Origin of the sequence: Micromonospora rhizosphaerae (genome assembly GCF_900091465.1) — a bacterium.
Classification (GTDB): Bacteria; Actinomycetota; Actinomycetes; order Mycobacteriales; family Micromonosporaceae; genus Micromonospora; species Micromonospora rhizosphaerae.
In genome coordinates, this window is the sequence record NZ_FMHV01000002.1 from 3,699,219 (window position 1) to 3,720,688 (window position 21,470).

The following is a 21,470-nucleotide window of genomic DNA, read 5'->3' on the forward strand; positions in this document are numbered from 1 at the left end:
CGTGGCCGGCGTGCCCGAGCACGTCCCGAGGTCGACGGACCTCGCGCCGCCGATGCGCCGGACGCAGGACCTGCAACATGGTCAAGATCTTCGCCCAGGTCCCGTCGCGCTGCCAGCGACGGAACCGACGCGCCGGACTTCCGCACCGCACCACCGCCGACTTCGACACTGGCGCTAGCGGGGCCGCGCGTCGGCGGGGAAGCGCTCATGCCCCAGCACGCCGAGCAGCTGCAGCTTCTCGTAGCCCTCGGTGCGCGGTGGCGCGGTGAGCACCAGCAGCGCCTGGGACTGATCCTCGGTGAACAGCGCCTGGCAGTCGAGCTCGATCGCGCCGAGCTGGGGGTGGATGAGCGTCTTGTGGTCCTCGAAGCGCTTGGCTACCTCGTGCCGTTCCCACAGCTCGGCAAACTCCGCGCTCGCCTTCTGCAGCGCCCGCACGAGCTCGCCGGCCCGCGACTGCGGGCCCATCGACCCGTAGGCGGCGCGCAGGTTCGCGACCTGGGCCCGGCTCTGCCGGTCGCGGTCGTCCTCGGGGTAGCGCAGCCGCTCCGAGGGATCTGTGAACCAGCGGTAGATCTCGCTGCGGGCGAGGCCCGTGTAGCCCGACTTGTCGCCGAACAGGGCCTCAGCCATCCGGTTCTGCACGAGCGTCTCCCCGAGGTTGGACAGGACGAGCGCCGGGGTGTCATCGAGGCGGTCCAGCACTCTCAGCAACGCGGGGGCGACGTGCGTCGCGGCCGACACGGATGAGGGGGCGTTGCGCCCGGCAATCTGGAACAGGTAGTCGCGCTCGCCGCCGGTCAGCCGCAGCGCCCGGGCGAGCGACGCGAGCATCTGCTCGCTCGGCTGCGGGCCGCGCTGCTGCTCCAGCCGGGTGTAGTAGTCGGTCGACATCGCGGCGAGGGCCGCGACCTCCTCCCGCCTGAGCCCCGGGGCCCGGCGGCGCGCGCCCGCGGGCAGCCCGATGTCCTCGGGCTGCAGCGCCTCGCGGCGGCGGCGCAGGAAGGCCGCCAGTGCTGCTCGGTCCATGAGCCCAGTATCCGCCCGCGCCCGGCGCCAACCAGGGACTGCGGATCCCCCGATGAGCGCTCTCTGCACCCGCCCCGGCCGACTGGCCAGACTCGAAGCATGAATATCTCCGGAAACACCATTTTCATCCCCGGCTCCACGAGCGGCATCGGCCTCGCCCTCGCACTCGAGCTGCAGGCCAGGGGTAACACGGTCGTCGTCGGCGGCCGGCGGGCCGAACTGCTCGAGCGGATCGCCGCAGAGCACCCTGGCATCGACACCGTGCAGATCGACACGACGGATGCCGCGAGCATCGACTTCGCCGCGAAGGAGGTGCTTGCGAAGCACCCGGACCTCAACGTCCTCGTCACGATGGCCGGCATCATGCGGATCGAGGACTGGCACGAGCCCGAGTCCTTCCTCGCCTCGGCCGAATCGGTGGTGACCACCAACGTGCTCGGCCCGATCCGCCTTATCGCCGCGTTCATCGAGCACCTGCAGGCGCAGCCGGACGCCACGATCGTCACGGTCTCGTCGGGCCTCGCGTTCGCGCCGCTCAAGGTCACGCCGAGCTACAACGCGTCGAAGGCCGCGATCCACATGCTCAGCGAGTCGATCCGGCTGCAGCTCGCCGACACGACGGTGAAGATCGTGGAGCTCGAGCCGCCGGCCGTCCGCACCTCGCTGCTGCCCGGGCAGGAGAACAGCGAGTTCGCGATGCCGCTCGACGAGTTCGTGGCGGAGGTCGTCGCCCTACTTGAGTCGCAGCCTGACGCGAAGGAGATCCAGGTCGAGCGCGTGAAGTTCCTGCGCTACGGCGAGGCGCGCGGCGACTACGACCAGGTCGTCGCGACGCTCAACGCGTCCGACCCGCACGGGAAATAGCCTAGGCCAACCTGCCGGCGACGCGGGATGACGCCGCGTCGCCGGCAGGGCCTGCCTGGAGGCGGCGAGAAAGCTGGCGCTACCGCTCACCGCCAGCTGAGCAGCAGCACCTAAACTTCGTGGCCCGAGGACGGACACGTAGGGACGCATGATCGCCAACGGTAAGTTGACGGATGAACAGCGCAGCTACCTGCGCGGGCTGCCGCTGTACCCCTGGGCATTGTGGAGCCGCCGAGGGTTCATAGGTGTGTTTGCATTCATCTTCACGGCGGCGGTCAGAAGCCTGGGAGGTGAGTCAGCGTTGGTAGCGTTTCTGCTGGCGTTGCCGCTCGCTTTGATCGACTCCGTCGCGACCCGGCTCATCTTGAACCAGATGACGCAGGTCCTTGCGGTTCAGGGATTCATGCAGCGGACACACCTCAGCACCGCGATCAACGCTGTGATCCTCCGTGACGCGCTTCTGGGGACCCCGACCTCGAGGTGATCACCTCGGACGCTGCGGGACCAGCCGGTTCAACGCCAAGTCGTGTCAGGGTCGAGACGCCCACATCTCAGGTGAAAGCGCCAGGCACTCACCCCAGCAGCTCGCCGAGCGCGTCGGTGAAGACCTCGTGGTGCCGGGCGACGTCGTCGACGGTGGTCTGCGGGCACATCAGCGCCATGTTGTGGAACGGGGTCAGCAAGATGCCCCGGTTGACCAGGTAGACGTGCAGGTAGTCCTCCAGGTCGGGGTCGGCGCAGGCGGCCGATGCGGTGCCGGTGCGGGGTGCCGGAGTGGCGAAGCGGTACTCCACCCGCGCGCCGAGCTGGCTCACCGACCAGGGCAGCGCGTACCCCTCGATGATTTTGCGGATGCCCTCGGCGAAGGCGGTCGCCACCTCGATCATGCCGGCGAACGCGTCGTCGGTGAGGACCTCCTGCAGGGTGGCTCGGGTGGCGGCGATCGACATCGGGTTGCCGGCGAGCGTGCCTCCCACCCCGCCCATGTCCACCAGGTCGAGGTCCGCCCGGCCCGTCAAGGCGGCGGCGAGTTCGGCAGACAGGCCGTACGCGCCGACCGGTACTCCGCCGCCGATGGCCTTGCCGATCGTGACCACGTCCGGTGACAGGCCCCACGCGCCCGTCGCGCCGCCAGGTCCGGCGGAGAAGGTGTGCGTCTCGTCGTTGATGAGGTAGGTGCCGTGCTGTCGGGTGAGCGCGCGGACCCCGTCGAGGTAGCCGGGTTCCGGCAGGACGATGCCGATGTTGGTCAGCGCCGGCTCCATCAGCACCGCGGCGACGTCCCCGTGGGCGAGTTCGCGGGCCAGCCCGTCGAGATCGTTGAACTCGGCGACCCGGCTGGTCAGGGTCACGTCGCAGGGGGCGCCGACGTTGCCTTCGCGGCTGCGGGGGCGCCCGTCCGGCCCGAGCACGATCAGCGACTCGTCCACCGAGCCGTGGTAGCAGTAGCTGTTGACCAGGACACGCGGCCGGCCGGTGACAGCGCGCAGCATTCGGATGGCCCACCGGTTGGCGTCAGTGGCGGTCAGGGTGAAGCTCCAGGCCGGCAGCCCGAAGCGACGGCTCAGCTCGGCCCCGACCGTCGCCGCCTCCTCGGTGGGCAGCATGGTGCTCGCCCCGCCGAGGTCGGCTAGTCGTCGGCTGACCGCGGCGACGACCGGGGCGGGGGAGTGCCCGGCCATGGCAGCGGTGTCGCCCAGACAGAAGTCGATGTAGTCGTGCCCGTCGATGTCGGTGAGCCGGGCGCCGCGGGCCCGATCGACGTACACCGGGAAACCGGCCGCATTCTTGTTCATCCAGGTCATCGGCACCCTGCCGAACAGGTGCTCGGCGCCGGCGTACGCGGTCGCCGACCGGGGGTGCCGGTCGACGAACCTGGCCCGCTCCCGCTCCAACAGCCTGCTGAGGCGGGCGCGGTCGATCCGGTCGGCTTCGAAATCCGTCGGCATCGGGCGACCGTACCAACGAAATGATCCTCCAGCTAGTGCCTGCACGACTGATTCCTGCTATGCCCAGGACGTACAAGGGAGGAGTCGAAGCACGCAGGCAAGCAGCGAGTCGACCGGTACGCCGGACGGCTATCTCCCGGCCTCGATCACGATGACCGCGCCGATGACCATGAACACGGCGGGCACGATCCAGTGCCCAAAGCGTTGGACTACCTCGATGACCTTCCTGTGCGAGCCCAGCCACGATCCGGCGAGACACCACACGGCGACGCCGACGGCGAAGACGGCGACGGTGATGAGGCTGTTGGTGAGGCCGATCGTGCGGAACACGGGCGTGTAGACCGAGATGTTGTCGGCCCCGTTGGCGATGGTCACGCCGGCCACCGACAGCAGACCGGTGGCGACCGCGGGGTCCGGTGGTTCGTCCTCGTTACGGGCCCGGATGGCGCGGACGAGGCCACGCACCCCCAGCGCGAAAGGAACCAGGCCGAGGAAGCCCACCCACCGGTCCGGCACGATCGTCAACCCGAGGGCGGTGACGGCGGAGACCGCGATCAGCACCGCGATGCCGGCGTACTGGCCAGCCCACACCTGCCACGGGCGAGGCCGTCCGGATGCCCGCGCGGACAGGAACAGCACCGTCAACACGATGATGTCGTCAACGTTGGTGCCGGCGAACAGCCCCACCGCGGTAGCGAGCGTGCCGCCCAGATCTGCCACGGTTGAGCAGCTTAAACAGGAAGCGCCGTCGGCCGCTGATCGAGGACGAGTCAACCGGTGCCGGCCTGGGCTCCCTACGGCAACGGCAGCAGAGGAGAAGTGGCGGCCGGCCCGTCAACCTGGCGGGCCGGCCGGAGTGCGTACCGGATCAGTAGGCGTAGGTGACGGAGATGGTGGTGCTCGGGCAGTTGTTGGCCCAGGTCGTCAGGGCGTTCTTCTCTTCGCTGTCGACGGTCAGTCGCCACCGGATCTTGGTGGCGACCCATTCCTTGATGTACCGGCAGCGGGCGGAAGCGTACGGGGGCATCCAGGTTGCGGGGTCCTGGTCGCCCTGGTTGACGTTGTCGGTGACGGCAGCCAGGGGACGGCTGTCGCCGAGGTCGTTTGCGTAGGCCTGGCGACGGCTGGTGGTCCAGTTGCGCGCCCCGGAGTCCCAGGCCTCGGCGAGGGGGACCATGTGGTCGATGTCGAGGTCGCTGGTCAGGGTCCAGTAGGCGTTGTCGTAGTACGAGTAGGCCGCTGACCGGTGACGGTCTGACTAGGCGGCGGTCAGCAGGGGCACCCCGTCCACCATCCGCCCGGTGCGGTAGTGCGAGGCGAGGATCCGGCCCAACTCACCGGACCTGTCCACCTTCCCGGGGTCGCTGTTCAGCACGACCAGTGCCGGGCGGTCCGGGCCGTCGAGCATGCCGCGCAGGCGGGGCAGCGCGTCCGGGATCTTCTCGATCGGCTTGCCCCAGAGGTACGGGTAGTCGGTCGTCCGCTGTGCGAGGAAGTAGATGTTGCTCTCCGAGACGAGTACGAAGATCCGGTCCTCTGGGGAGGTCTCGGTGCGGATGACCGCGGCGATCCGCTCGTCCCGGCGGGCGAGGCCGTAGTAGGGGATCCGATGCTGCCGCTGGTCGGGGGTGGCCGGCACCAGTGCGGCCAACCAGACCAGCTGGGGCAGCACGGCCGTCACGGCTGCCGTGGTACGCAGCCGGGGCCGGCGGATGGTGGCGATCGCGGCTGCGGCCAGCACGGTGAGCGGCGGGAGCAGCTGCAGGTAGTAGTGCGGCCAGTACGAGCCACCGAGGTTCACCCCCAGGGCTGCGCCGCCGAGCCAGGCCAGCAGGACCCGCCTCGCCGACCGCGAGCCGCGCAGCCGGCGGAGCCCGACGCCGGCCGCCGCCGCCACCACCGCCAGGTCCCGGGCGGCGGGGCCGAGACTGCTCGTGAAGTCCGCCCAGCGGGCACCGGGCCCGGCGACGGGGCCACCCATCGCGGCGAACTGGTAGCCGGCGAGCGCCGTCCAGTACTCGTGCCAGCCGAGGTGCCAGCCGTGCAGGGCGGACAACCCGACCGGTACGGCGGACGCGCTAAGGAAGAGCGCCGGAGGCGACCCGGCCACCCGACCGGGCCGCGTACCCAGGAGGACCACAACCAGACCGGCGGCGATCCCGTCCAGGCCGGACGGCTTCATCGTGGTGGCGACGCCCGCCGCGAGGCCGGCCGTGACGAGCCAACCCGCTGATCGGTACCGGTGCCAGAGCAGGGCGGCGGCCACGGCCAGGGTTGCCGGGGCGCTGGCGAGCAGTTCCCCGTTGAGGGTGAAGCCCTCGATGTTCGGGGCGACCCCGACCACGGCGTACAGCCCGGCTGCCGTGACCCCCGCCCGACGACCCACGAGGAGCCAGCCGATCAGTCCGACCAGCACCGTGATGGCCAGCCCGGCGAGCACCGCACCCAGCCGGATGGTCCAGCCGTCGTCATTGACCCAGAGCAGGATCCGGTACGTCAGCAGCAGCCCCTGGGGACGGTCCAGCCATGCCTCCCCGTACAGCCGGGCCCCCCGGGACCACTGCTGCACGACGTGCGCGTAGCCCCCTTCGTCCATGCCGAGCCCGGCCCAGAGGAAGGGCATGCGGAGCAGGGCGGCGACCAGCGCACAGGCCAGGATCGCTCCTGCCGCCCGGCGGGTGGCGGGGCTGCGCCGGTCAGGGCCGATGCGGCGTCATCCTCCCCTCCTCGACTCCGCCCCGGGTAGGGGCGGTCAGCGGAGTGGCGGCTTACCCGCTCCGGTCCTCATCACGCCTGGGAGCACCTCGCACGGAGGCAAGACTGCGTTGGTCGTACCTGAACGCGGTTCGCCTCACGGCAGAGGCGGGTGGCGCGGCTCAGTCCATGATCGGTAACATCCCCCGCTCACGCTCTGGCGACCAGCGCGGAGCGAATCTTGCCGGAGCGAGGAGTTCAGTGAGCCTGACTGCGTACCCGACCCACGTAAGCGGCCAGGACTCGCTTCGAGACGATGCCGTCGCTCGAACGGCCCCGACCGCCGACGTGGCACCTGGGCCGGGCCGGGAGCACAAGCCGGGACGTCCTCGGATCCGGGTGCTTGACGGTTTGCGCCTCATCGCCGCGCTCATGGTCGTGATGTACCACTATTTCGGCTTCGCCTCCATGCCGAGCGCGTACGGATGGCTCGGTGTCCAACTGTTCTTCCTGATCAGTGGATTCGTCATCTGCATGAGCGGCATGGGTCACACGGTCGGCCAGTTCGCGACGTCGCGGATCGTCCGACTGTTCCCCGCGTACTGGTTCGGCGTGCTGCTCACGAGCGCATTCCTGCTGATCTGGCACGTCCGCAGGGCGCCGACCATCGGCGAGATCGCCGTCAACGTGACCATGCTGCAAGGCGGCCTGGGGGTGCGGTCGGTGGACGGCGTCTACTGGACGCTCTGGGCGGAACTGCGGTTCTACCTGCTGTTCTCGCTCGTCGTGTGGTTCGGCGTGACGTACCGGCGCGCTGTCGCGTTCTGCGTTGTCTGGCTCTTGGGCGCCGTGCTCACGATGAAGACGCCGGGCATCGCGAACACCGTGTTCGTCTCCGAGTGGGCGCCGTACTTCGTCGCCGGTATCGCGTTCTTCCTGATCCACCGGTACGGCCAGAACGTGCTGCTGTGGGGGATCGTCGCGGTCTGCTTCCTGATCAGCGAGAACCACATCCTCGCGCTCACCGCCCATACCAACAAGATCGCGGGGCGTTCCGACCTGCCGGCCTGGCCCGCGGGCCTGCTGTTGGCCCTGTTCTTCGCGCTGATGGCGGCCGTGGCACTGGGCTGGCTGCGGGTGGACTGGAAGTGGCTGAGCGTGGCCGGGGCGCTCACGTATCCGCTCTACCTGATCCACCAGTACGTCGGCTGGACCATCCTCGCGAAGTTGGCTGACCTGCCGTATCTGCCGCTTCGGCTCGGACTTGTCGCGTTCATGCTGGCCGCGGCGTGGTGCATCCATCGGTTCGTGGAGCGTCCCATGGCGCGGCGTATGCGTCCGGCGCTCGCCAGGGCGTTCAGCTCACTCGACGCACCTGTTCTGGCGCGGTCGAGGCGTCTTCTCCAGCCTGGTCGCGGCACCGCGCCTCGGTAGCACGGGAGGAATGCCTTCCCAGCGACGATGGCGCGGTTGTAGCGGCGGACCCGGGCAGAACTCGGTACGGTGCCGGCGTGGAGGTTGGATTCGCCCCGCCCGTCTCCGGCTCATGGGCCACGCCGGAAAACATGATCCACATCGCCCGCCGCGCCGAGCTGCTCGGCTACCACTCGCTGTGGACGTTCCAACGTCTGTTGGTGCCTGCCGACCTCGGCTGGAGCGAGACGTACCACAGCGTTCAGGACCCGGTGACCACGCTGGCGTTCCTCGCGGCCCACACCACGCGGATCCGGCTCGGCGTCGCGGTGCTCAACATGCCGTTCCTTTCCCCGGTGCTGCTGGCCAAGCAGACCGCGACCCTCGACATCCTCTCCGGCGGACGGCTCGACGTCGGGCTCGGTCTGGGCTGGGCGGACGAGGAGTACCAGGCCACGGGGGCGAGCAGGCATCGGCGGGGCCAGCGGGCTGCCGAGTTCATCGCCGTTCTGCGCAGCCTGTGGCAGGACGACGTCACCGAGCATCGCGGCGAGTTCTACCGGGTCCCGCCGACGCGGATGGAGCCGAAGCCGGTGCAGCGACCGCATCCGCCGATCCTGCTCGGTGGCCAGGCGCCGCAGGCGCTGAGCCGGGCGGGTCGGCTCGCCGACGGCTGGGTCAGTGGCAGCCAGGCCGACCTGAAGCGCATCGGCGAGGCGGTCGCGGCGGTCAAGGCCGCCGCGGAGAGCGCCGGCCGCGATCCGGGCTCGTTGCGGTTCGTCTGCCGGGGCGCCGTCCGGGTACGCCGAGGCGGCCCGGCCGATCGCGAACCGCTCACCGGCACGCTCGAGCAGATCCGGTCGGATTTCGGCAGACTCGCCGAGGCCGGCATCACGGAGGTGTTCGTCGACCTCAACTTCGATCCGGAGATCGGCTCACCCCGCGCGGACGCGCAGGCGTCGCTGCGACGTGCCGACGAGGTGCTTGACGCCCTCGCCCCGACCTCCTTGACCTAGGACGGCGCGGGACAGAGCCTTCGTGGTGGCTCACCCGGCCGGATCCAGTGCTCCTTCCGCCGCCGCCCAGGCCGACCAGTGGGTCACCGTGACCGCGACGACCGGCCCGCCCGGTGGCCGCTCTACATACTGCGGATACTTGGCGGCCAGCGCGGCCCGGGCCGCGGCCTCCTCCGCCGGGTCTTCGACCAGCCGGCCGTGTCCGTCCAGCCGGACCCACCACAGCTTCGACCAGTCTTCGTCGTACTCGTCGATGAGCAGGCAGGCCTGTCCCGTCGCCCGGATGTTCTCCAGCCGGCGTAGCCGCCGGTGACGCTTGGGCTTCTCGTCGACGGCGTGGTAGACGACGTCGCCGAGCAGGACGAACGTGACCGCCACCAGATGTGGACGACCGTCGGACCCGACCGTGGCCAGCCGGGCCACCCGGGCCGACCCGACCCGACGCCGGAGTTCGTTGGCGGGCACAGGCCGACGGTAGCCGAGCCCTTATCCTCCACGCATGGTGATCACGGATCGCGATCTGGTCATCCGCGCGGCGGAGGCCGGCGCCGGGGTGGTGCGCGCCGCGTACGGCGCGTCGCTGACCCGCTTCGAGAAGTCCGCGGGGGACTTCGCCACCGCCGCCGACATCGACGCGGAGAGGGCCGTCCTCGACGTTCTTCGGACCGCGCGACCCGGCGACGCCGTCATCGCGGAGGAGAGCGGACGTACGGGGGCAGCCGACCGCACCTGGCTGGTCGACCCGTTGTGCGGCACCCTGAACTACGCCGCGCGAACCCCGCTGGTCGCGGTGAACGTCGCCCTGCGGACGGGCTCCGACATCACGGTGGCGGCCTCCGCCGACCCCTTCGCCGAGGAGGTGTTCTGGGCGGAAGGCGGCCACGCGTACGTCCGCCGCCACGGCGTGGACTCCGAACTCGTGCCGTCGGCCGATTCGCGGCTGGTGGACGTGAATCTCGACCCGCCGTTTCCGAACAGTCCCGCGTTCCGGGCCGTCCGACTGCTCGCGAACCCCGAGTTCGTCGAGCGGTTCCGGCCGCGCGTGGTCTCGACAACCCTGGCGGTGGCCTGGGTCGCCGCCGGGCGGCGCGCCGCGTACGTGACCGACGGCCACCTGCGGGACAGCGTGCACTTCGCCAGCGGGATCGCCCTGTGCCAGGCGGCCGGATGCGTGGTGACCGGCATCCAGGGGCAGCCGCTGCACACCGGCGCCGGCGGGCTCCTCGTCGCGGCGGACCAGGAGACGCACGCGACCTTGCTGGCCCTGATCGCGAGTCAGTTTCTAACCGGATGACGACGCGCGTGGTGGGATGGCTCGGGCTGATCGCACACCTGGCCCTGGCCTTCTGGTACGCGGCCAGCGGGCTGGTGGCTCCGGCCTGGGCGGTCGCCGGGCTCCTGGTGGTCTGGGCGGTGCTGCTGGTGGTGGCGATCCAGTTGCTGCGTCGGCGGCCGGCGCTGGTGCCGTTGGTACCGCTGGCCGCGGTGCTGATCTGGTTGACGGTGGTCTCCGCCGGCGGCGCGTGGCTCGGCTGGATCGCGTGACGGGCGACGTCGGGGGGGTGCCAGGCTGCTCGGTGGCCCGGCACCGCCCCGAGTCGATCAGCTGAAGTCGGCCGGGGTGAACTCCCGTTGTTCGACCAGCACCAACCAGTTGCCGGAGTTGTCGCGGGCGAGTGCCTCCACGCCGTACGGGCGCTCGGCCGGCTCCTGGAGGAACTCCACCCCCTTGGCCCGCAGGTCCTCGTAGGTTTTGCGGCAGTCGTCCACGGCCAGACCGAGGCCGAACATGCCGCCCCCGTCCTGCTCCCGCCGCAAGGCGTCCACGAACTCCGGCGAGAACGGTGGACCGGGGATGGTCAGGTGGACCTGCAGCTCCGGCTGGCTCGGGTGCTTGACGGTGCACCAGCGGTAGCCGTCCCCGAGGGTGATGTCGGTGTGCTCGGCGAAGCCGAGCACGTCGAGGTAGAACGCCTTCGCGGCGTCGATGTCCTTCACGAACACGCTGACGATCGAGATGTTGGCAATCATGCGACCAGGCTAGGCACCTGCGGGGGAGTCCGGCTTCTCCTCGGTTGCGAAGCCGCGCCGTTCGGCCAGCCCCCACATGAAGACGAAACAGCCTGGTATGCGGGGTGCGCCGGTGACGGCCCAGCGGCGCTGGAAATCCCTCGGCGTCTCCCCGACCAGCTCGCGGAACCGGCTGCTGAACGAGCCGAGGCTGGCGAAGCCCACGGCGTGGCAGACCTCGGTGACGGTGAGGTTGGTGGCGCGCAGCAGGTCCTGTGCCCGTTCCACCCGCCGGCGGGAGAGATGCGCGGCCGGGGAGACGCCGTACGTGGCGGTGAAGAGCCGCTGGAAGTGGTACTTGCTGATGCCGGCAACCGCGGCTACCGCCGCGAGGTCCAGCGGCTCGGCGTAGTGGCGGTCGATGTGGTCACGGGCCCGGCGGAGATGAACCAGCAGGTCACCCGGGGCCCGGCGGGGCGGTGCGCTCATCAACACCGAGCCTAGGACAGGCCGTCGGCCCGGGCTGACCGGCTCAGCCCTCGAGGGCGGCCGGGGGCATCGCCAGGGCGAGGGTCAGGGCGAGGACGGTGGCCGGGTCGTGCAGGCGGTCGCCGTACAGCTCCCGCAGCTTGCCCATCCGGTAGCGGACGGTCTGCGGATGCACGAAGAGTTCGGCCGCCACGTCGTCGCGCCGGCCCTGATGCAGCAGCCAGGAGCGCAGCGTCTCGGCGAGCCGGTGCGCGGTGGCCGGCGGTAGCGAAGCCAGCGGCTGCAGCGCCTGGGCGCGCAGGTCGGCCAGCCCCTCCGGGTCCATGCTGAGCACCAGCTCGGCGAGGTGCTGCTCGGTGTCCACCGGCGCATCGGCGTCCCGTCGGCCGAGCCCGAGCGCCAGCGCCCGGGTGGCCCGCTCGTAGGACCCGCCCACCCGGCTCCACGGGCGGGCCGGCCCGAGGACCGCCCGGTGTCCGTGCAGCACCCGGGCGAGTTGCCGCCGGCAGCCGCCGTGCATGTCCGGCACCAGCAGCACCGCCATCTCCTCGGCGAGGTCGACCCCGGGCAGGTCCTCCCCGCTCTCGAGGGTGTGCGGGCTGAGCAGCGCCAGCACCGCGCGCAGGTTGCTGCGCGGCAGCAGGACGACGGTCAGCGTCTGCGGCGGTGGCCAGTCCGCCCGCTCGGCGCTGAGCCGCAGGGTGTCCTCCGGCTCGCCGGCGAGCAGCTGCTCGATGAGCCGTTCCAGGTAGCGGCGTCGGACCCGGCCGGCGCTGGCCAGCTCGTCGGCGTGCCCGGCCACGCTGGCGGCGGAGAGTTCGTCGATGTACGCGAACATCAGCTCGGCGAACTCGGCGACGGTCTCGGCGGCCAGCCCGGCCTGCACGGTGGTGGTGGAGACCTCCCGCCAGGCCACCCGGGCCCCGATCCGGTACGCGGCCAGCAGCGCGTCCATGCTCCGGCCGGAGCGCGCCTCCCCGCTGCCGAGCGCGTACGCGGCCTCCAGCGCCGGGGTGAGCGGCGTGCTCGGGTCGGAGGACTGGGCCTTCTCGATGAGCTGCAGAAACGTGCCGAGCGCGAGGCGCACCGCGTTCTCGATCTTCTCGCGCATCGCGCCGGTGAGCGCGCCGGAGTAGCCGGGCACCTCGGCGGTGATCGCGCTGACCGTCCGCTCCGCGACCACCGGGAGGCGGTCGCGCAGCCGGGTCGCCACCCGTTCGTCCAGTTCGAGCCGGGCGGCGCGGCGGGTCGTCCCGGACTGGTCCAACATCGTTGTTCTCCTCGAACAAAAACCTGCGGCTGATTCACCTTTGCCGGTCAAGATGTTATGCGATCAGGTGACCACCCTGGTCATATGACCGCAACTGTCCCGCGTCCTCCGAAGGTCTCCTTCCGGGACAGGCTGCTGCGCCTGGCCGAGACGGTCACCACCCCGCTGCTGCCCGGGGACTACCTCGATCTCGTCGCGCCGCTGCGCGCGGGGGCCGCCCTACGCGGCCGGGTCGTCGCCGTACGGCCGGAGACCCGCGACGCGGCGACCGTGGTCATCCAGCCCGGGCGCGGGTGGCGGGGGCATACCCCGGGGCAGTACGTGCGCCTCGGCGTGGACGTCGACGGGGTGCGGCAGTGGCGCGCGTACTCCGTCACCTCGGTCCCCGGCGCCGCGGACGGCCGGATCACGGTGACGGCCAAGGCGATCCCGGACGGCAAGGTCAGCAACCACCTGGTCCGCCGGGTCCGACCCGGGACGATCGTCCAGCTCGACCAGGCCCAGGGAGACTTCGTCCTGCCGGACGCCACCCCCGAGCGGGTGCTCTTCCTCACCGCGGGCAGCGGCATCACCCCGGTCATGGCGATGCTGCGCGCGGGCCTGCACACCCGGGCCGACGTGGTGCTGGTGCACTCCGCGCCCGCCCGGGACGACGTCATCTTCGGCACGGAGCTGCGGACGCTCGCCGCGACCGGTGGGTTGCGGCTGGTCGAGCGGCACACCGAGACCGACGGGCTGCTAGGGGTGCACGAGCTCGACGACCTGGTGCCCGACCACCTCGACCGGGAGACCTGGGCCTGCGGGCCGGTCGGCATGCTCGACGCGGTCGAGGCGCACTGGGCCTCCCGGGGGCGCGCCGACCGGTTGCACACCGAGCGGTTCCGGCCGACCGTGATCTCGCCCGGGGAAGGCGGCACGGTGACGTTCACCGGTTCCGGGGTGACCGTCGATGCCGACGGCGCGACCCCGATCCTCGACGCGGGCGAGAACGCCGGCGTGCTGATGCCCTCCGGCTGCCGGATGGGGATCTGCTTCGGCTGTGTCGTCCCGCTGCGCCAGGGCGCCGTCCGGGACCTGCGCAACGGCGACCTCACCACCGCCGTCCCCGGCGACGGCGTACTCATCCAGACCTGCGTGTCGGCGGCGGCCGGTACCTGCGACATCGAACTCTGACAGGAGGCCGGACGTGACCGTGATCCAGAAGAAGGCCGTCAATCCGATCGCCCACCTCAGCGCCGAGGACATCGAGATCATCGGTAAGGAGCTGGACGCCATCCGGGACCGGGTGATCGCCGACCGGGGGGAGCGGGACGCCCGCTACATCCGCAAGGTGATCAAGACCCATCGGACGCTGGAGCTGAGCAGCCGCGCGGTGCTGCTCTTCTCGTTCTTCCCGCCGGCCTGGATCGTGGGCACCGCCGGCCTCGCGGTGGCGAAGATTCTGGACAACATGGAGATCGGTCACAACGTCCTGCACGGGCAGTGGGACTGGATGCGCGACCCGAAGATCCACTCCACCACCTGGGACTGGGACCACGTCTCCCCGCCCGACCAGTGGCAGCACTCGCACAACCAGCTGCACCACCGGTACACAAACGTGGTCGGCAAGGACAACGACCTCGGGTACGGGATCATGCGCGTCGACGAGGACCAGCCCTGGCACCCGGTCCACCTCGGCCAGCCGCTGTGGAACCTGATCAACGCCTGCTTCTTCCAGTACGGCATCGCCGCGTACGACCTGGAGCTGGGCCACAACCTGCGCGAGGGCCGGCACAAGACCCCGGAGTTCCGGGCCCGCGCCCGGGCGGTCGGCCGCAAGATCCGTCGTCAGGTTCTCAAGGACTACCTCGTCCACCCGCTGCTGTCCGGCCCGTCGTTCCTCAGCACCCTGGCCGCCACCTTCACCGCGAACCTGATCCGGAACCTGTGGAGCCACTCCGTGATCATGTGCGGGCACTTCCCGAACGGCGTGGAGACCTTCGAGAAGCAGTCCATCGAGGGCGAAACTAAGGGCGAGTGGTACCTGCGGCAGATGCTCGGGTCGGCCAACATCAGCGGCAGCAAGCTGATGCACATCATGACCGGCAACCTGTCCTTCCAGATCGAGCACCACCTCTTCCCCGACCTGCCGAGCAACCGCTACCAGGAGATCGCCCCGCAGGTCCGCGCGCTCTTCGACCGGTACGGGCTGAAGTACACCACCGGTCCGCTGCCCAAGCAGGTCGCCTCCGCCTGGTGGAAGGTCATCCGGCTCTCCCTGCCGAACCGCCGCCGCAAGGGCGCCGAGCCGGTCGCGCCGGCGCTGGTCTCCTCCAGCCCGGCCTGACCCGCGTCAGCGGCCGTGCCGGCGGACCGCGTCCCGGCCCGGATGGACGGCGAGGGTCGGTCCAGGCCCGGGCGCCATCCCGACCGGGGCTCGGCCGGCGACTGGTGGCAGGTCTCGGGGGTGGCTGGCAGACTTCGGGGAGGTCACCGCCGTACCGAGGGACGTGGTCGCATGACGGGGTACGACCTCCGACCGGGCACCGACAGCTTCGACCTGTTCGGCGCCCGGGTCACGCTCGTCGACGCCGCCGGGTTGCTCGCCGCCGCCGGCGCCGGCCCGGTCGAGCTGCTCACCGACGCCACCTTCCCCGCGCCCGTCCGCGAGGCGCGGCTGACGGTGCGCGGCGAGGACGGCACGCACCGGTTCGACGCCGAGATTCGTACCGCCGCGGGCCGCAGCATCGGCCTGCTCGCTCTCGGCGTCGCCGGCCCGGCCGGCATTCTGCTCGCCCGCCGCCTCGCCACCGCCGATCCGACCGCCAACGGCGTGCTCGCCGAGGCGTCCCGCCGGCTCGGGCTCCGTTCGGCCGGCGCCACCGCGCTCGCCGACGACCCGGCCGGCGGCGAGGTGCTGCGCGAGGCCGAGGAGCGCGGCCTGCACCCCGAGCTGACGTACGACGAGACGCCCGACGGCGGCCGGTCGGTGACCCTGCGCGCGGCGGTGTCGAGCGACGAGGCCAGCCCCGCCCATCTGCGGACCGTGGTCGGCCTGGTGCTGCACCTGGTCAGGGCGCTCGCCGGCGATGGCGCGCTGCGCGGGCGGTCGTACCTGGTGGGCCGGCGGCCGGAGCCGGCGGCGGCCGCGGCGGTACCGCGCAGCGAGGCGGTGACCCTGGACCAGGTGGGCGGGCTGGCCGAGGTGGTCGCCCGGTTCCGGGAGATCGCGGTGTCGTTCCGCCACCCGCAGGTGATGGCCCGCTGGGGCGCCCGCCGGCCGCAGGGCATCCTCATGTACGGCCCGCCCGGCACCGGCAAGACCATGCTGGCCCGTGCCCTGGCCAACGAGATCGGCGCGGACTTCCGGGAGATCCGCACCCCGGAGATCCTCGACAAGTATCTCGGCGGCTCCGAGCGCAACATCAAGCAGATCTTCCGCGAGGCCCGCCGCTACCGGCAGCCCACCGTGATGCTCTTCGACGAGTTCGACAGCATCATCAGCTACGCCGGGGCCGGCGGAGACGCCGCCAGCCAGGCGGTCAACGCGGTCGCGGGCATCTTCAAGCAGGAGATGAACACGCTCTTCGAGGAGAACCCGGACGTCATCGTGGTGGCCACCACCAACTTCCCGCAGCGGGTCGACGCCTCGCTGGTCCGGTCCGGACGGTTCGACATCAAGCTCGCCATCCCTGCCCCCGACGAGTCCGGCCGGGCCGAGATCATCACGAAGATGATCCGGGAGCTGATCCAGCGGCACGAGCGACCGGGCTTCCGGATGTTCGCCGCCGACGTGGACCCGGCCGAGCTGGCCGCGCTCACCCCCGGCCTGACCGGCGCGGACCTGCGCGAGGTGCTGCGCCGGGTGCAGCTCGCCAAGGCGATGCGGGAGGCGACCGAGGGTGCGCCGGCCGGCCCGATCAGCCAGGATGACCTGCGAGAGGCCGTCGCCGGGCTGCGCCGAGGCTGAGCCGGCGCGACGGAGGGAGAGCCGTGTCGCCGTCCACCCTGTTGTCCCGCCGCGACCTGGCGTTCCTGCTCTACGACTGGCTCGACGTGCCCCGGCTGACCGAGCGGCCCCGCTACGCCGAGCACTCGCGGGAGACGTTCGACGCCGTGCTGGACCTCTCCGCCCGGGTGGCTGCCGAGCACTTCGCCCCCCACAACAAGGCCGCGGACGCCGCCGAACCCACCTTCGACGGCCAGCGCGTGCACACCATCCCGCAGGTCAAGGCGGCCCTCGACGTCTTCGCGCAGACCGGGCTGCTGGCCGCCGGCATGGACGAGTCGGTCGGCGGGATGCAGCTGCCGCACGTGGTCGCGGCGGCCTGCTTCGCCTGGTTCCAGGCGGCCAACATCGGCACGTCGGCGTACCCCTTCCTCACCCTCGGCAACGCCAACCTGCTGCTGACCCACGGCAGCGCCGAGCAGATCGACACCTGGGTCCGCCCGATGGTCGAGGGGCGGTTCTTCGGCACCATGTGCCTCTCCGAGCCGCAGGCCGGCAGCTCGCTGGCGGACATCACCACCCGCGCCGAGCCGCAGGACGACGGGACGTACCGGCTGGTCGGCACCAAGATGTGGATCTCCGGGGGCGACCACGAGCTGGCCGAGAACATCGTCCACCTGGTGCTGGCCCGGATCCCCGGTGGCCCGCCCGGGGTCAAGGGCATCTCGCTGTTCATCGTGCCCAAGGTGCTGCTCGACGCCGACGGCGCCATGGGCCCGCGCAACGACGTGGTGCTGGTCGGCCTAAACCACAAGATGGGGTACCGGGGCACCACCAACACGCTGCTGAACTTCGGCGAGGGGGCGCACCAGCCGTACGGGCGGCCCGGGGCGGTCGGCTACCTGGTCGGGGAGCCGCACCAGGGGTTGGCGCAGATGTTCCACATGATGAACGAGGCGCGGATCGGCGTCGGCGCCGGCGCCACCGCCCTCGGCTACACCGGCTACCTCAAGTCGCTGCAGTATGCCCGCCAGCGCCCGCAGGGGCGGCCGGTCGCCGACAAGGACCCGAGCGCGCCGCAGGTCCCGATCGTCGCGCACGCCGACGTCCGCCGCATGCTGCTGGCCCAGAAGAGCTACGTGGAGGGCGCGCTCGCCCTCATCCTCTACTGTGGCCGGCTGTTGGACGAGGAGAAGACCGCCCCCGCCGAGGCCGACCGGACCCGCGCCCACCTGCTGCTGGACCTGCTCACCCCGATCGCCAAGAGCTGGCCGTCGCAGTGGTGCCTGGCCGCCAACGACCTGGCCATCCAGGTGCACGGCGGGTACGGCTACACCCGGGACTACGACGTCGAGCAGCACTGGCGGGACAACCGGCTCAATCCGATCCACGAGGGCACCCACGGCATCCAGGCGCTCGACCTGCTCGGCCGGAAGGTGACCAGGCAGGGCGGCGCGGGGCTGGCGCTGCTGCTGGAGACGATCGGCGCGACGGTCGCCCGGGCCCGGAAGTCCGAGGGGGAGGCCGCAGAGCTGGCCGTCCAGCTCGGCGCGGCGCTCGACCGGGTCGGCGCGGTGACCCGGCGGCTGTGGGGCACCGGCGATCCGGAGCTGGCGCTGGCCAACGCCAGCGTCTACCTGGAGGCGGTCGGGCACGTGGTGATCGCCTGGATGTGGCTGGAGCAGCTGCTCGCCGTCGAGGCGGCCGGCTCGCCGGACGGGCCGGAGGGCGACTTCCTCGCCGGCAAGCGGCAGGCCGCCCGGTACTTCTTCCGCTACGAGCTGCCCCGCACCGGGCCGCAGTTCGACCTCCTGTCCGGCCTGGACCGGACCATTCTGGACATGCGCGAGACCTGGTTCTGACCGTCTTGCCGGTCGATGCTCCTGCCCGGGGAGAGCGTGCGGCGATCCTACACTTCGGCGGATGTAGATGGCGGCTTTCAGCGGCCAGCAGGTTGCCGATGGGTGGACCGGCCCGTGGAGCTGATCCGGGCACAACTCCGGCGGCTGCGGCTCCGCCGAGCTATCGCTGGTCCCGGCGGGCGGGTGAGGAACTGGCGGACCTGGCTCCGATCAGGACTTTCATGGGCTTCCGTGCCTCGCTGGGCTACACCAAGGCGGCGGAGCGTGCTGAGGCTGCCGCGCGAGTACCGTCGGACTGTGGCGGCCCGCCGGAGTAGCGGCCGGCGGCCCGCCGCCCAGACCGCTACCTGGGAGACGACGATGACCGACCCCACGGCCTTTGGTGCCCGCCTCCGCGCCCACCGCGAACGTGCAGGGAAAACGCGTCCAGTTCTCGGCGGACTCGTCGGCCGTAGCGCCGAATGGGTCAAAGCCCTGGAGAATGGCCGGCTCCCCCCACCCCGCCTGCCCATGCTGCTTCGCCTGGCCGAGGTGCTCGACATCTCCGACCTGGCGGACCTGACCGGCGACCAGTCCCTGCCGGTGGCATCGGTGACCCGCGCCGGCCACCCCGACGTCGACAACGTCGCCGCCGCCATGCAGCGCACTGCCGTGCCGGTAGGCGATCCGACGCCGGTCGACGTGCTGCGCGGCCTGGTCGACCAGGCGTGGACACTGTGGCACCGATCGACCGCCGAGCGTTCGGCGGTCGCCGCGGTGCTTCCCGGGCTGCTGGCGTACGGGCAACGCAGCGCCCGCCAGCTGGACGGCCTGGCCCGTCGGCAGGCGCTCGTCGAGCTGGCGCGCGTCTATCACCTAGCGCAGTTGTACCTGGCCCACCAGCCGTATCCCGAGTTGGTGTGGCTCGCCGCCGACCGGGCGATGCTCGCCGCCAAGGACGCCGACGACCCCGCTGCGATCGCCGTAGCCGCCTGGTACTACGCCCACGTCTACCGTGGCGCGAACCAGGTCGACGCCGCCGAGCAGGTGCTCGTCGACGCCGCCGGCCTGGTTGACCCGGCTGCCAGTGGTGAACAGTTGGCGCGGTGGGGGCAGGCGCAGCTCGGCATCGCGCTCGGGCACAGCAAGGCCGGGCGGGCCGGAAAGGCATGGCGCGCGTGGGACGCCGCCGACGGGGCCGCGAGCCGGCTCGGCAGCGGGTACGCCCACCCCTGGCTGATGTTCGGGCCGGCCGCCTGCGCGGCGTACGCGGTCACCATCGAGACGGACCTGTGTCGAGCTGGTGAGGCCGTCCGTCGGGCCGACACGGCGGACTACCGAGCGCTGCCGTCGCACACCCGTCGGGCTGCCGCCCTGATCGAGGCCGCTCGGGCGCACCTGCTGCATCGAGGCGAGGTCGCGGCGATGCACCTGCTCGGCCGGGCGCTGCGAGAGAGCGTGGATACGGTGCGGCACCATCCGTACGCCCGTACGGTCGCCCTGGAGCTGTCGAACCGGCCGGGCACGGTCGGGGAGGACGCGCGGGAGTTGGCTCTCGCGATTGGAGTGACGGGGTAGCGCTCCCTCGGGTACAAACTCTCCCCGCCGCCGCTGGTGACCGCTCGTAGCGTCCGGGTCACTGGCGGCTGCGCGGTTCTTTCAAGGCCCGACTCACGATAGGGCCTGACAAGACCCCGCCGCCGCCTCCCGAGGCTCGACGAGGAGGCGGAACCTGTGGCGATCTGGTCCGAGCTGTGCAAGCTGGTGCGGTGGCTGCTCCGGCGGCCGGAGCCGCCGCCACCGTCGGGCACCGGGCAGCGGTACCAGACGACCGAACAGGCGGAGGCGCAGCGGCGGCTGCTCGACCAAGCGAAGCGGTTGCGCGAAACGCAGTGGTACTGCGAGCCGACGCAGATAGTGCCGACGGTGCCGATGACGCTGGGCCAGCGCACCGGCTACGGGACGAGGGGTCACCGGTGAGCCGAGTGGGGGCCCGCCGTCATGGCATGTCGGCTCCAGGCGGGCAGCGCGTCTCGTACGACGAGTACCTGTTCGCGGCCGCCCTGACCCTCGCCCGACGACACCTGCCGGTGGCGACCAGCCGGCAGGCTCGAACGATCACGGCCCGGTTCCTTGAGAGTGTTCGGTGACCACCCATGGCCCGGTCATGCCGATCTGGAGCTGCGGAGGGTGCCACCTGCCTTGGCCCTGCCCGACGCGGAAGCGGGAGCTGCGGGCGGAGTATGCGGACGCTCCGGTGTCGCTGGCCCTTTACCCTCGGCTCCTACCTAGTACCGGCCACCGAGGACATGCCGTGGACGCCAGCCGGCGTGTTGCACCGCCGCTTCCTCGGCTGGGCCAGAGAGGCCGACGACGCTCCGCCGGCCCCCCAAGCCCGCCAGTAGCTAAGCCGGCGCAGGTGCCCCGTCGTGCTCGGGCGACAGCAGCGGCAGATAGCTCTCGGGACGCCAACCGGCGATCACCTTGGTGAAGAGGCGCGCACCGAGCCGCCGGTAGAACCGCTGCGCCGCGGCGTTTTCCGGCTTGACCTCCCAGCGGATGACGAGCCCGTCGTCGGCCGCGGTACGGGCCAGCGCGAGCATCAGCGCCCGCCCGACCCCGGCGTCCCGGGCGGCCGCCCGGACCCAGAGGTCGTCCAGCGCGAGGATGTCGCGCCCGGACCACAGGTGCAGGCGGCGCTGCGCCGAGACGTAGCCGAGCGGCGCGCCGGCCCGCTCGGCGAGCAGGACGGTGACGTCGTCCCGGCCGAGCAGTTCGGCCCAGCGGGCGGCGGTGACGGTGACGTGCGCCGCGTCTCCCTCGTGGGCGGCGATCTCCCGGACCAGGGTGTGCACGGTGCCGGCGTCGGCCGGACCGGCCGGGCGGATGGTGACGGTGTGGGTCATGGTCTTCTCCTTTCAGGAGGGGTGGCGCCGGCGAGCGCCGGCGCCACCCGGGGGCGACGGG

At 71.4% G+C, this 21,470-nt stretch carries 22 protein-coding genes and 2 pseudogenes; 14 read left to right on the forward strand and 10 right to left on the reverse strand.

Annotated elements, in window-relative coordinates:
- Nucleotides 1–174: 174 nt before the first annotated feature.
- A complete protein-coding gene (locus GA0070624_RS17425) occupies nucleotides 175–1,029 on the reverse strand; it encodes a helix-turn-helix transcriptional regulator (RefSeq protein WP_091342431.1) in 855 nt (284 codons plus the stop codon).
- A gap of 99 nt (nucleotides 1,030–1,128) precedes the next feature.
- Between GA0070624_RS17425 and GA0070624_RS17430 the strand changes: the two genes are divergently transcribed.
- Together GA0070624_RS17430 and GA0070624_RS17435 are read left to right on the forward strand one after the other, a co-directional pair.
- The gene (locus GA0070624_RS17430) at nucleotides 1,129–1,893 is read left to right on the forward strand and encodes an SDR family oxidoreductase (protein WP_091342433.1); all 765 of its coding nucleotides are present in this window, start codon (nucleotides 1,129–1,131) and stop codon (nucleotides 1,891–1,893) included.
- 148 nt (nucleotides 1,894–2,041) lie between these two features.
- Nucleotides 2,042–2,377 (forward strand): hypothetical protein, encoded by a 336-nt coding sequence (locus GA0070624_RS17435; RefSeq protein WP_091342435.1) that lies wholly within the window; start codon nucleotides 2,042–2,044, stop codon nucleotides 2,375–2,377.
- 88 nt (nucleotides 2,378–2,465) lie between these two features.
- On the opposite strand, the gene GA0070624_RS17440 is transcribed toward GA0070624_RS17435, so the two are convergent.
- From GA0070624_RS17440 to GA0070624_RS17455, 4 genes and pseudogenes are all read right to left on the reverse strand, one after another.
- Nucleotides 2,466–3,842, reverse strand: coding sequence for a transaminase (locus tag GA0070624_RS17440; protein WP_091342438.1), 1,377 nt, complete (start codon nucleotides 3,840–3,842; stop codon nucleotides 2,466–2,468).
- 129 nt (nucleotides 3,843–3,971) lie between these two features.
- Nucleotides 3,972–4,562 carry a cadmium resistance transporter gene (locus GA0070624_RS17445; protein WP_218105188.1) on the reverse strand — a complete coding sequence of 197 codons (591 nt, stop codon included), beginning with the start codon at nucleotides 4,560–4,562 and terminating at the stop codon, nucleotides 3,972–3,974.
- Between the two features lie 148 nt (nucleotides 4,563–4,710).
- Nucleotides 4,711–5,055 (reverse strand): annotated as a pseudogene (locus GA0070624_RS17450) (HNH endonuclease family protein); the annotation flags it as partial.
- A 45-nt stretch (nucleotides 5,056–5,100) separates the two neighbouring features.
- Nucleotides 5,101–6,465, reverse strand: coding sequence for an ArnT family glycosyltransferase (locus tag GA0070624_RS17455; protein ID WP_091342440.1), 1,365 nt, complete (start codon nucleotides 6,463–6,465; stop codon nucleotides 5,101–5,103).
- 470 nt (nucleotides 6,466–6,935) lie between these two features.
- On the opposite strand from GA0070624_RS17455, the gene GA0070624_RS17460 reads away from it, so the two are divergent.
- Together GA0070624_RS17460 and GA0070624_RS17465 are read left to right on the forward strand one after the other, a co-directional pair.
- Nucleotides 6,936–7,970: an acyltransferase family protein gene (locus GA0070624_RS17460; protein WP_245718847.1), complete on the forward strand. Its 1,035-nt coding sequence runs from the start codon at nucleotides 6,936–6,938 to the stop codon at nucleotides 7,968–7,970.
- Between the two features lie 77 nt (nucleotides 7,971–8,047).
- Nucleotides 8,048–8,965 (forward strand): TIGR03619 family F420-dependent LLM class oxidoreductase, encoded by a 918-nt coding sequence (locus tag GA0070624_RS17465; RefSeq protein ID WP_091342444.1) that lies wholly within the window; start codon nucleotides 8,048–8,050, stop codon nucleotides 8,963–8,965.
- 30 nt (nucleotides 8,966–8,995) lie between these two features.
- On the opposite strand, the gene GA0070624_RS17470 is transcribed toward GA0070624_RS17465, so the two are convergent.
- Nucleotides 8,996–9,430: a TIGR03668 family PPOX class F420-dependent oxidoreductase gene (locus GA0070624_RS17470; protein WP_091342446.1), complete on the reverse strand. Its 435-nt coding sequence runs from the start codon at nucleotides 9,428–9,430 to the stop codon at nucleotides 8,996–8,998.
- A 34-nt stretch (nucleotides 9,431–9,464) separates the two neighbouring features.
- Between GA0070624_RS17470 and GA0070624_RS17475 the strand changes: the two genes are divergently transcribed.
- Together GA0070624_RS17475 and GA0070624_RS17480 are read left to right on the forward strand one after the other, a co-directional pair.
- Nucleotides 9,465–10,259 carry an inositol monophosphatase family protein gene (locus GA0070624_RS17475; RefSeq protein ID WP_091342449.1) on the forward strand — a complete coding sequence of 265 codons (795 nt, stop codon included), beginning with the start codon at nucleotides 9,465–9,467 and terminating at the stop codon, nucleotides 10,257–10,259.
- The gene (locus tag GA0070624_RS17480; RefSeq protein ID WP_141715070.1) at nucleotides 10,256–10,510 is read left to right on the forward strand and encodes a hypothetical protein; all 255 of its coding nucleotides are present in this window, start codon (nucleotides 10,256–10,258) and stop codon (nucleotides 10,508–10,510) included. The genes GA0070624_RS17475 and GA0070624_RS17480 overlap by 4 nt, the downstream gene beginning before the upstream one ends.
- A 57-nt stretch (nucleotides 10,511–10,567) precedes the next feature.
- On the opposite strand, the gene GA0070624_RS17485 is transcribed toward GA0070624_RS17480, so the two are convergent.
- From GA0070624_RS17485 to GA0070624_RS17495, 3 genes are read right to left on the reverse strand one after another with little or no spacing between them, the layout of a single operon-like run.
- Nucleotides 10,568–10,996, reverse strand: coding sequence for a VOC family protein (locus GA0070624_RS17485; protein WP_091342453.1), 429 nt, complete (start codon nucleotides 10,994–10,996; stop codon nucleotides 10,568–10,570).
- A 9-nt stretch (nucleotides 10,997–11,005) separates the two neighbouring features.
- Nucleotides 11,006–11,464: a helix-turn-helix domain-containing protein gene (locus tag GA0070624_RS17490; protein WP_091342456.1), complete on the reverse strand. Its 459-nt coding sequence runs from the start codon at nucleotides 11,462–11,464 to the stop codon at nucleotides 11,006–11,008.
- Nucleotides 11,465–11,507: 43 nt separating this feature from the next.
- Nucleotides 11,508–12,734 (reverse strand): PucR family transcriptional regulator, encoded by a 1,227-nt coding sequence (locus GA0070624_RS17495; protein WP_091342458.1) that lies wholly within the window; start codon nucleotides 12,732–12,734, stop codon nucleotides 11,508–11,510.
- An 84-nt stretch (nucleotides 12,735–12,818) separates the two neighbouring features.
- Between GA0070624_RS17495 and GA0070624_RS17500 the strand changes: the two genes are divergently transcribed.
- From GA0070624_RS17500 to GA0070624_RS35800, 8 genes and pseudogenes are all read left to right on the forward strand, one after another.
- Nucleotides 12,819–13,907 (forward strand): ferredoxin reductase, encoded by a 1,089-nt coding sequence (locus tag GA0070624_RS17500; RefSeq protein ID WP_091342460.1) that lies wholly within the window; start codon nucleotides 12,819–12,821, stop codon nucleotides 13,905–13,907.
- A gap of 13 nt (nucleotides 13,908–13,920) precedes the next feature.
- Nucleotides 13,921–15,060, forward strand: coding sequence for a fatty acid desaturase family protein (locus tag GA0070624_RS17505; protein ID WP_091342463.1), 1,140 nt, complete (start codon nucleotides 13,921–13,923; stop codon nucleotides 15,058–15,060).
- Between the two features lie 171 nt (nucleotides 15,061–15,231).
- Nucleotides 15,232–16,683, forward strand: coding sequence for an ATP-binding protein (locus tag GA0070624_RS17510; RefSeq protein WP_091342465.1), 1,452 nt, complete (start codon nucleotides 15,232–15,234; stop codon nucleotides 16,681–16,683).
- A 23-nt stretch (nucleotides 16,684–16,706) separates the two neighbouring features.
- A complete protein-coding gene (locus tag GA0070624_RS17515) occupies nucleotides 16,707–18,524 on the forward strand; it encodes an acyl-CoA dehydrogenase (RefSeq protein WP_091342468.1) in 1,818 nt (605 codons plus the stop codon).
- 360 nt (nucleotides 18,525–18,884) lie between these two features.
- Entirely contained in the window at nucleotides 18,885–20,081 is a 1,197-nt protein-coding gene (locus tag GA0070624_RS17520; protein ID WP_091342471.1) for a helix-turn-helix domain-containing protein, read from the forward strand.
- A gap of 156 nt (nucleotides 20,082–20,237) precedes the next feature.
- A complete protein-coding gene (locus GA0070624_RS17525) occupies nucleotides 20,238–20,483 on the forward strand; it encodes a hypothetical protein (RefSeq protein WP_091342474.1) in 246 nt (81 codons plus the stop codon).
- A gap of 26 nt (nucleotides 20,484–20,509) precedes the next feature.
- Nucleotides 20,510–20,653 carry a hypothetical protein gene (locus GA0070624_RS34815; protein WP_176731746.1) on the forward strand — a complete coding sequence of 48 codons (144 nt, stop codon included), beginning with the start codon at nucleotides 20,510–20,512 and terminating at the stop codon, nucleotides 20,651–20,653.
- Nucleotides 20,650–20,908, forward strand: a pseudogene (locus GA0070624_RS35800) (hypothetical protein). The gene GA0070624_RS34815 and the pseudogene GA0070624_RS35800 overlap by 4 nt, the downstream one beginning before the upstream one ends.
- Here GA0070624_RS35800 and GA0070624_RS17535 read toward each other — a convergent pair.
- Entirely contained in the window at nucleotides 20,909–21,409 is a 501-nt protein-coding gene (locus tag GA0070624_RS17535; RefSeq protein ID WP_091342476.1) for a GNAT family N-acetyltransferase, read from the reverse strand.
- Nucleotides 21,410–21,470 lie beyond the last annotated feature (61 nt).

Coding starts and splice junctions, on each gene's coding strand:
- GA0070624_RS17425 (WP_091342431.1), bottom strand. CDS start 1,029: ATGGACCGAGCAGCACTGGCGGCCTTCCTGCGCCGCCGCCGCGAGGCG.
- GA0070624_RS17430 (WP_091342433.1), top strand. CDS start 1,129: ATGAATATCTCCGGAAACACCATTTTCATCCCCGGCTCCACGAGCGGC.
- GA0070624_RS17435 (WP_091342435.1), top strand. CDS start 2,042: ATGATCGCCAACGGTAAGTTGACGGATGAACAGCGCAGCTACCTGCGC.
- GA0070624_RS17440 (WP_091342438.1), bottom strand. CDS start 3,842: ATGCCGACGGATTTCGAAGCCGACCGGATCGACCGCGCCCGCCTCAGC.
- GA0070624_RS17455 (WP_091342440.1), bottom strand. CDS start 6,465: ATGCCCTTCCTCTGGGCCGGGCTCGGCATGGACGAAGGGGGCTACGCG.
- GA0070624_RS17475 (WP_091342449.1), top strand. CDS start 9,465: ATGGTGATCACGGATCGCGATCTGGTCATCCGCGCGGCGGAGGCCGGC.
- GA0070624_RS17480 (WP_141715070.1), top strand. CDS start 10,256: ATGACGACGCGCGTGGTGGGATGGCTCGGGCTGATCGCACACCTGGCC.
- GA0070624_RS17485 (WP_091342453.1), bottom strand. CDS start 10,996: ATGATTGCCAACATCTCGATCGTCAGCGTGTTCGTGAAGGACATCGAC.
- GA0070624_RS17490 (WP_091342456.1), bottom strand. CDS start 11,464: ATGAGCGCACCGCCCCGCCGGGCCCCGGGTGACCTGCTGGTTCATCTC.
- GA0070624_RS17495 (WP_091342458.1), bottom strand. CDS start 12,734: ATGTTGGACCAGTCCGGGACGACCCGCCGCGCCGCCCGGCTCGAACTG.
- GA0070624_RS17500 (WP_091342460.1), top strand. CDS start 12,819: ATGACCGCAACTGTCCCGCGTCCTCCGAAGGTCTCCTTCCGGGACAGG.
- GA0070624_RS17510 (WP_091342465.1), top strand. CDS start 15,232: ATGACGGGGTACGACCTCCGACCGGGCACCGACAGCTTCGACCTGTTC.
- GA0070624_RS17520 (WP_091342471.1), top strand. CDS start 18,885: ATGACCGACCCCACGGCCTTTGGTGCCCGCCTCCGCGCCCACCGCGAA.
- GA0070624_RS34815 (WP_176731746.1), top strand. CDS start 20,510: ATGTCGGCTCCAGGCGGGCAGCGCGTCTCGTACGACGAGTACCTGTTC.
- GA0070624_RS17535 (WP_091342476.1), bottom strand. CDS start 21,409: ATGACCCACACCGTCACCATCCGCCCGGCCGGTCCGGCCGACGCCGGC.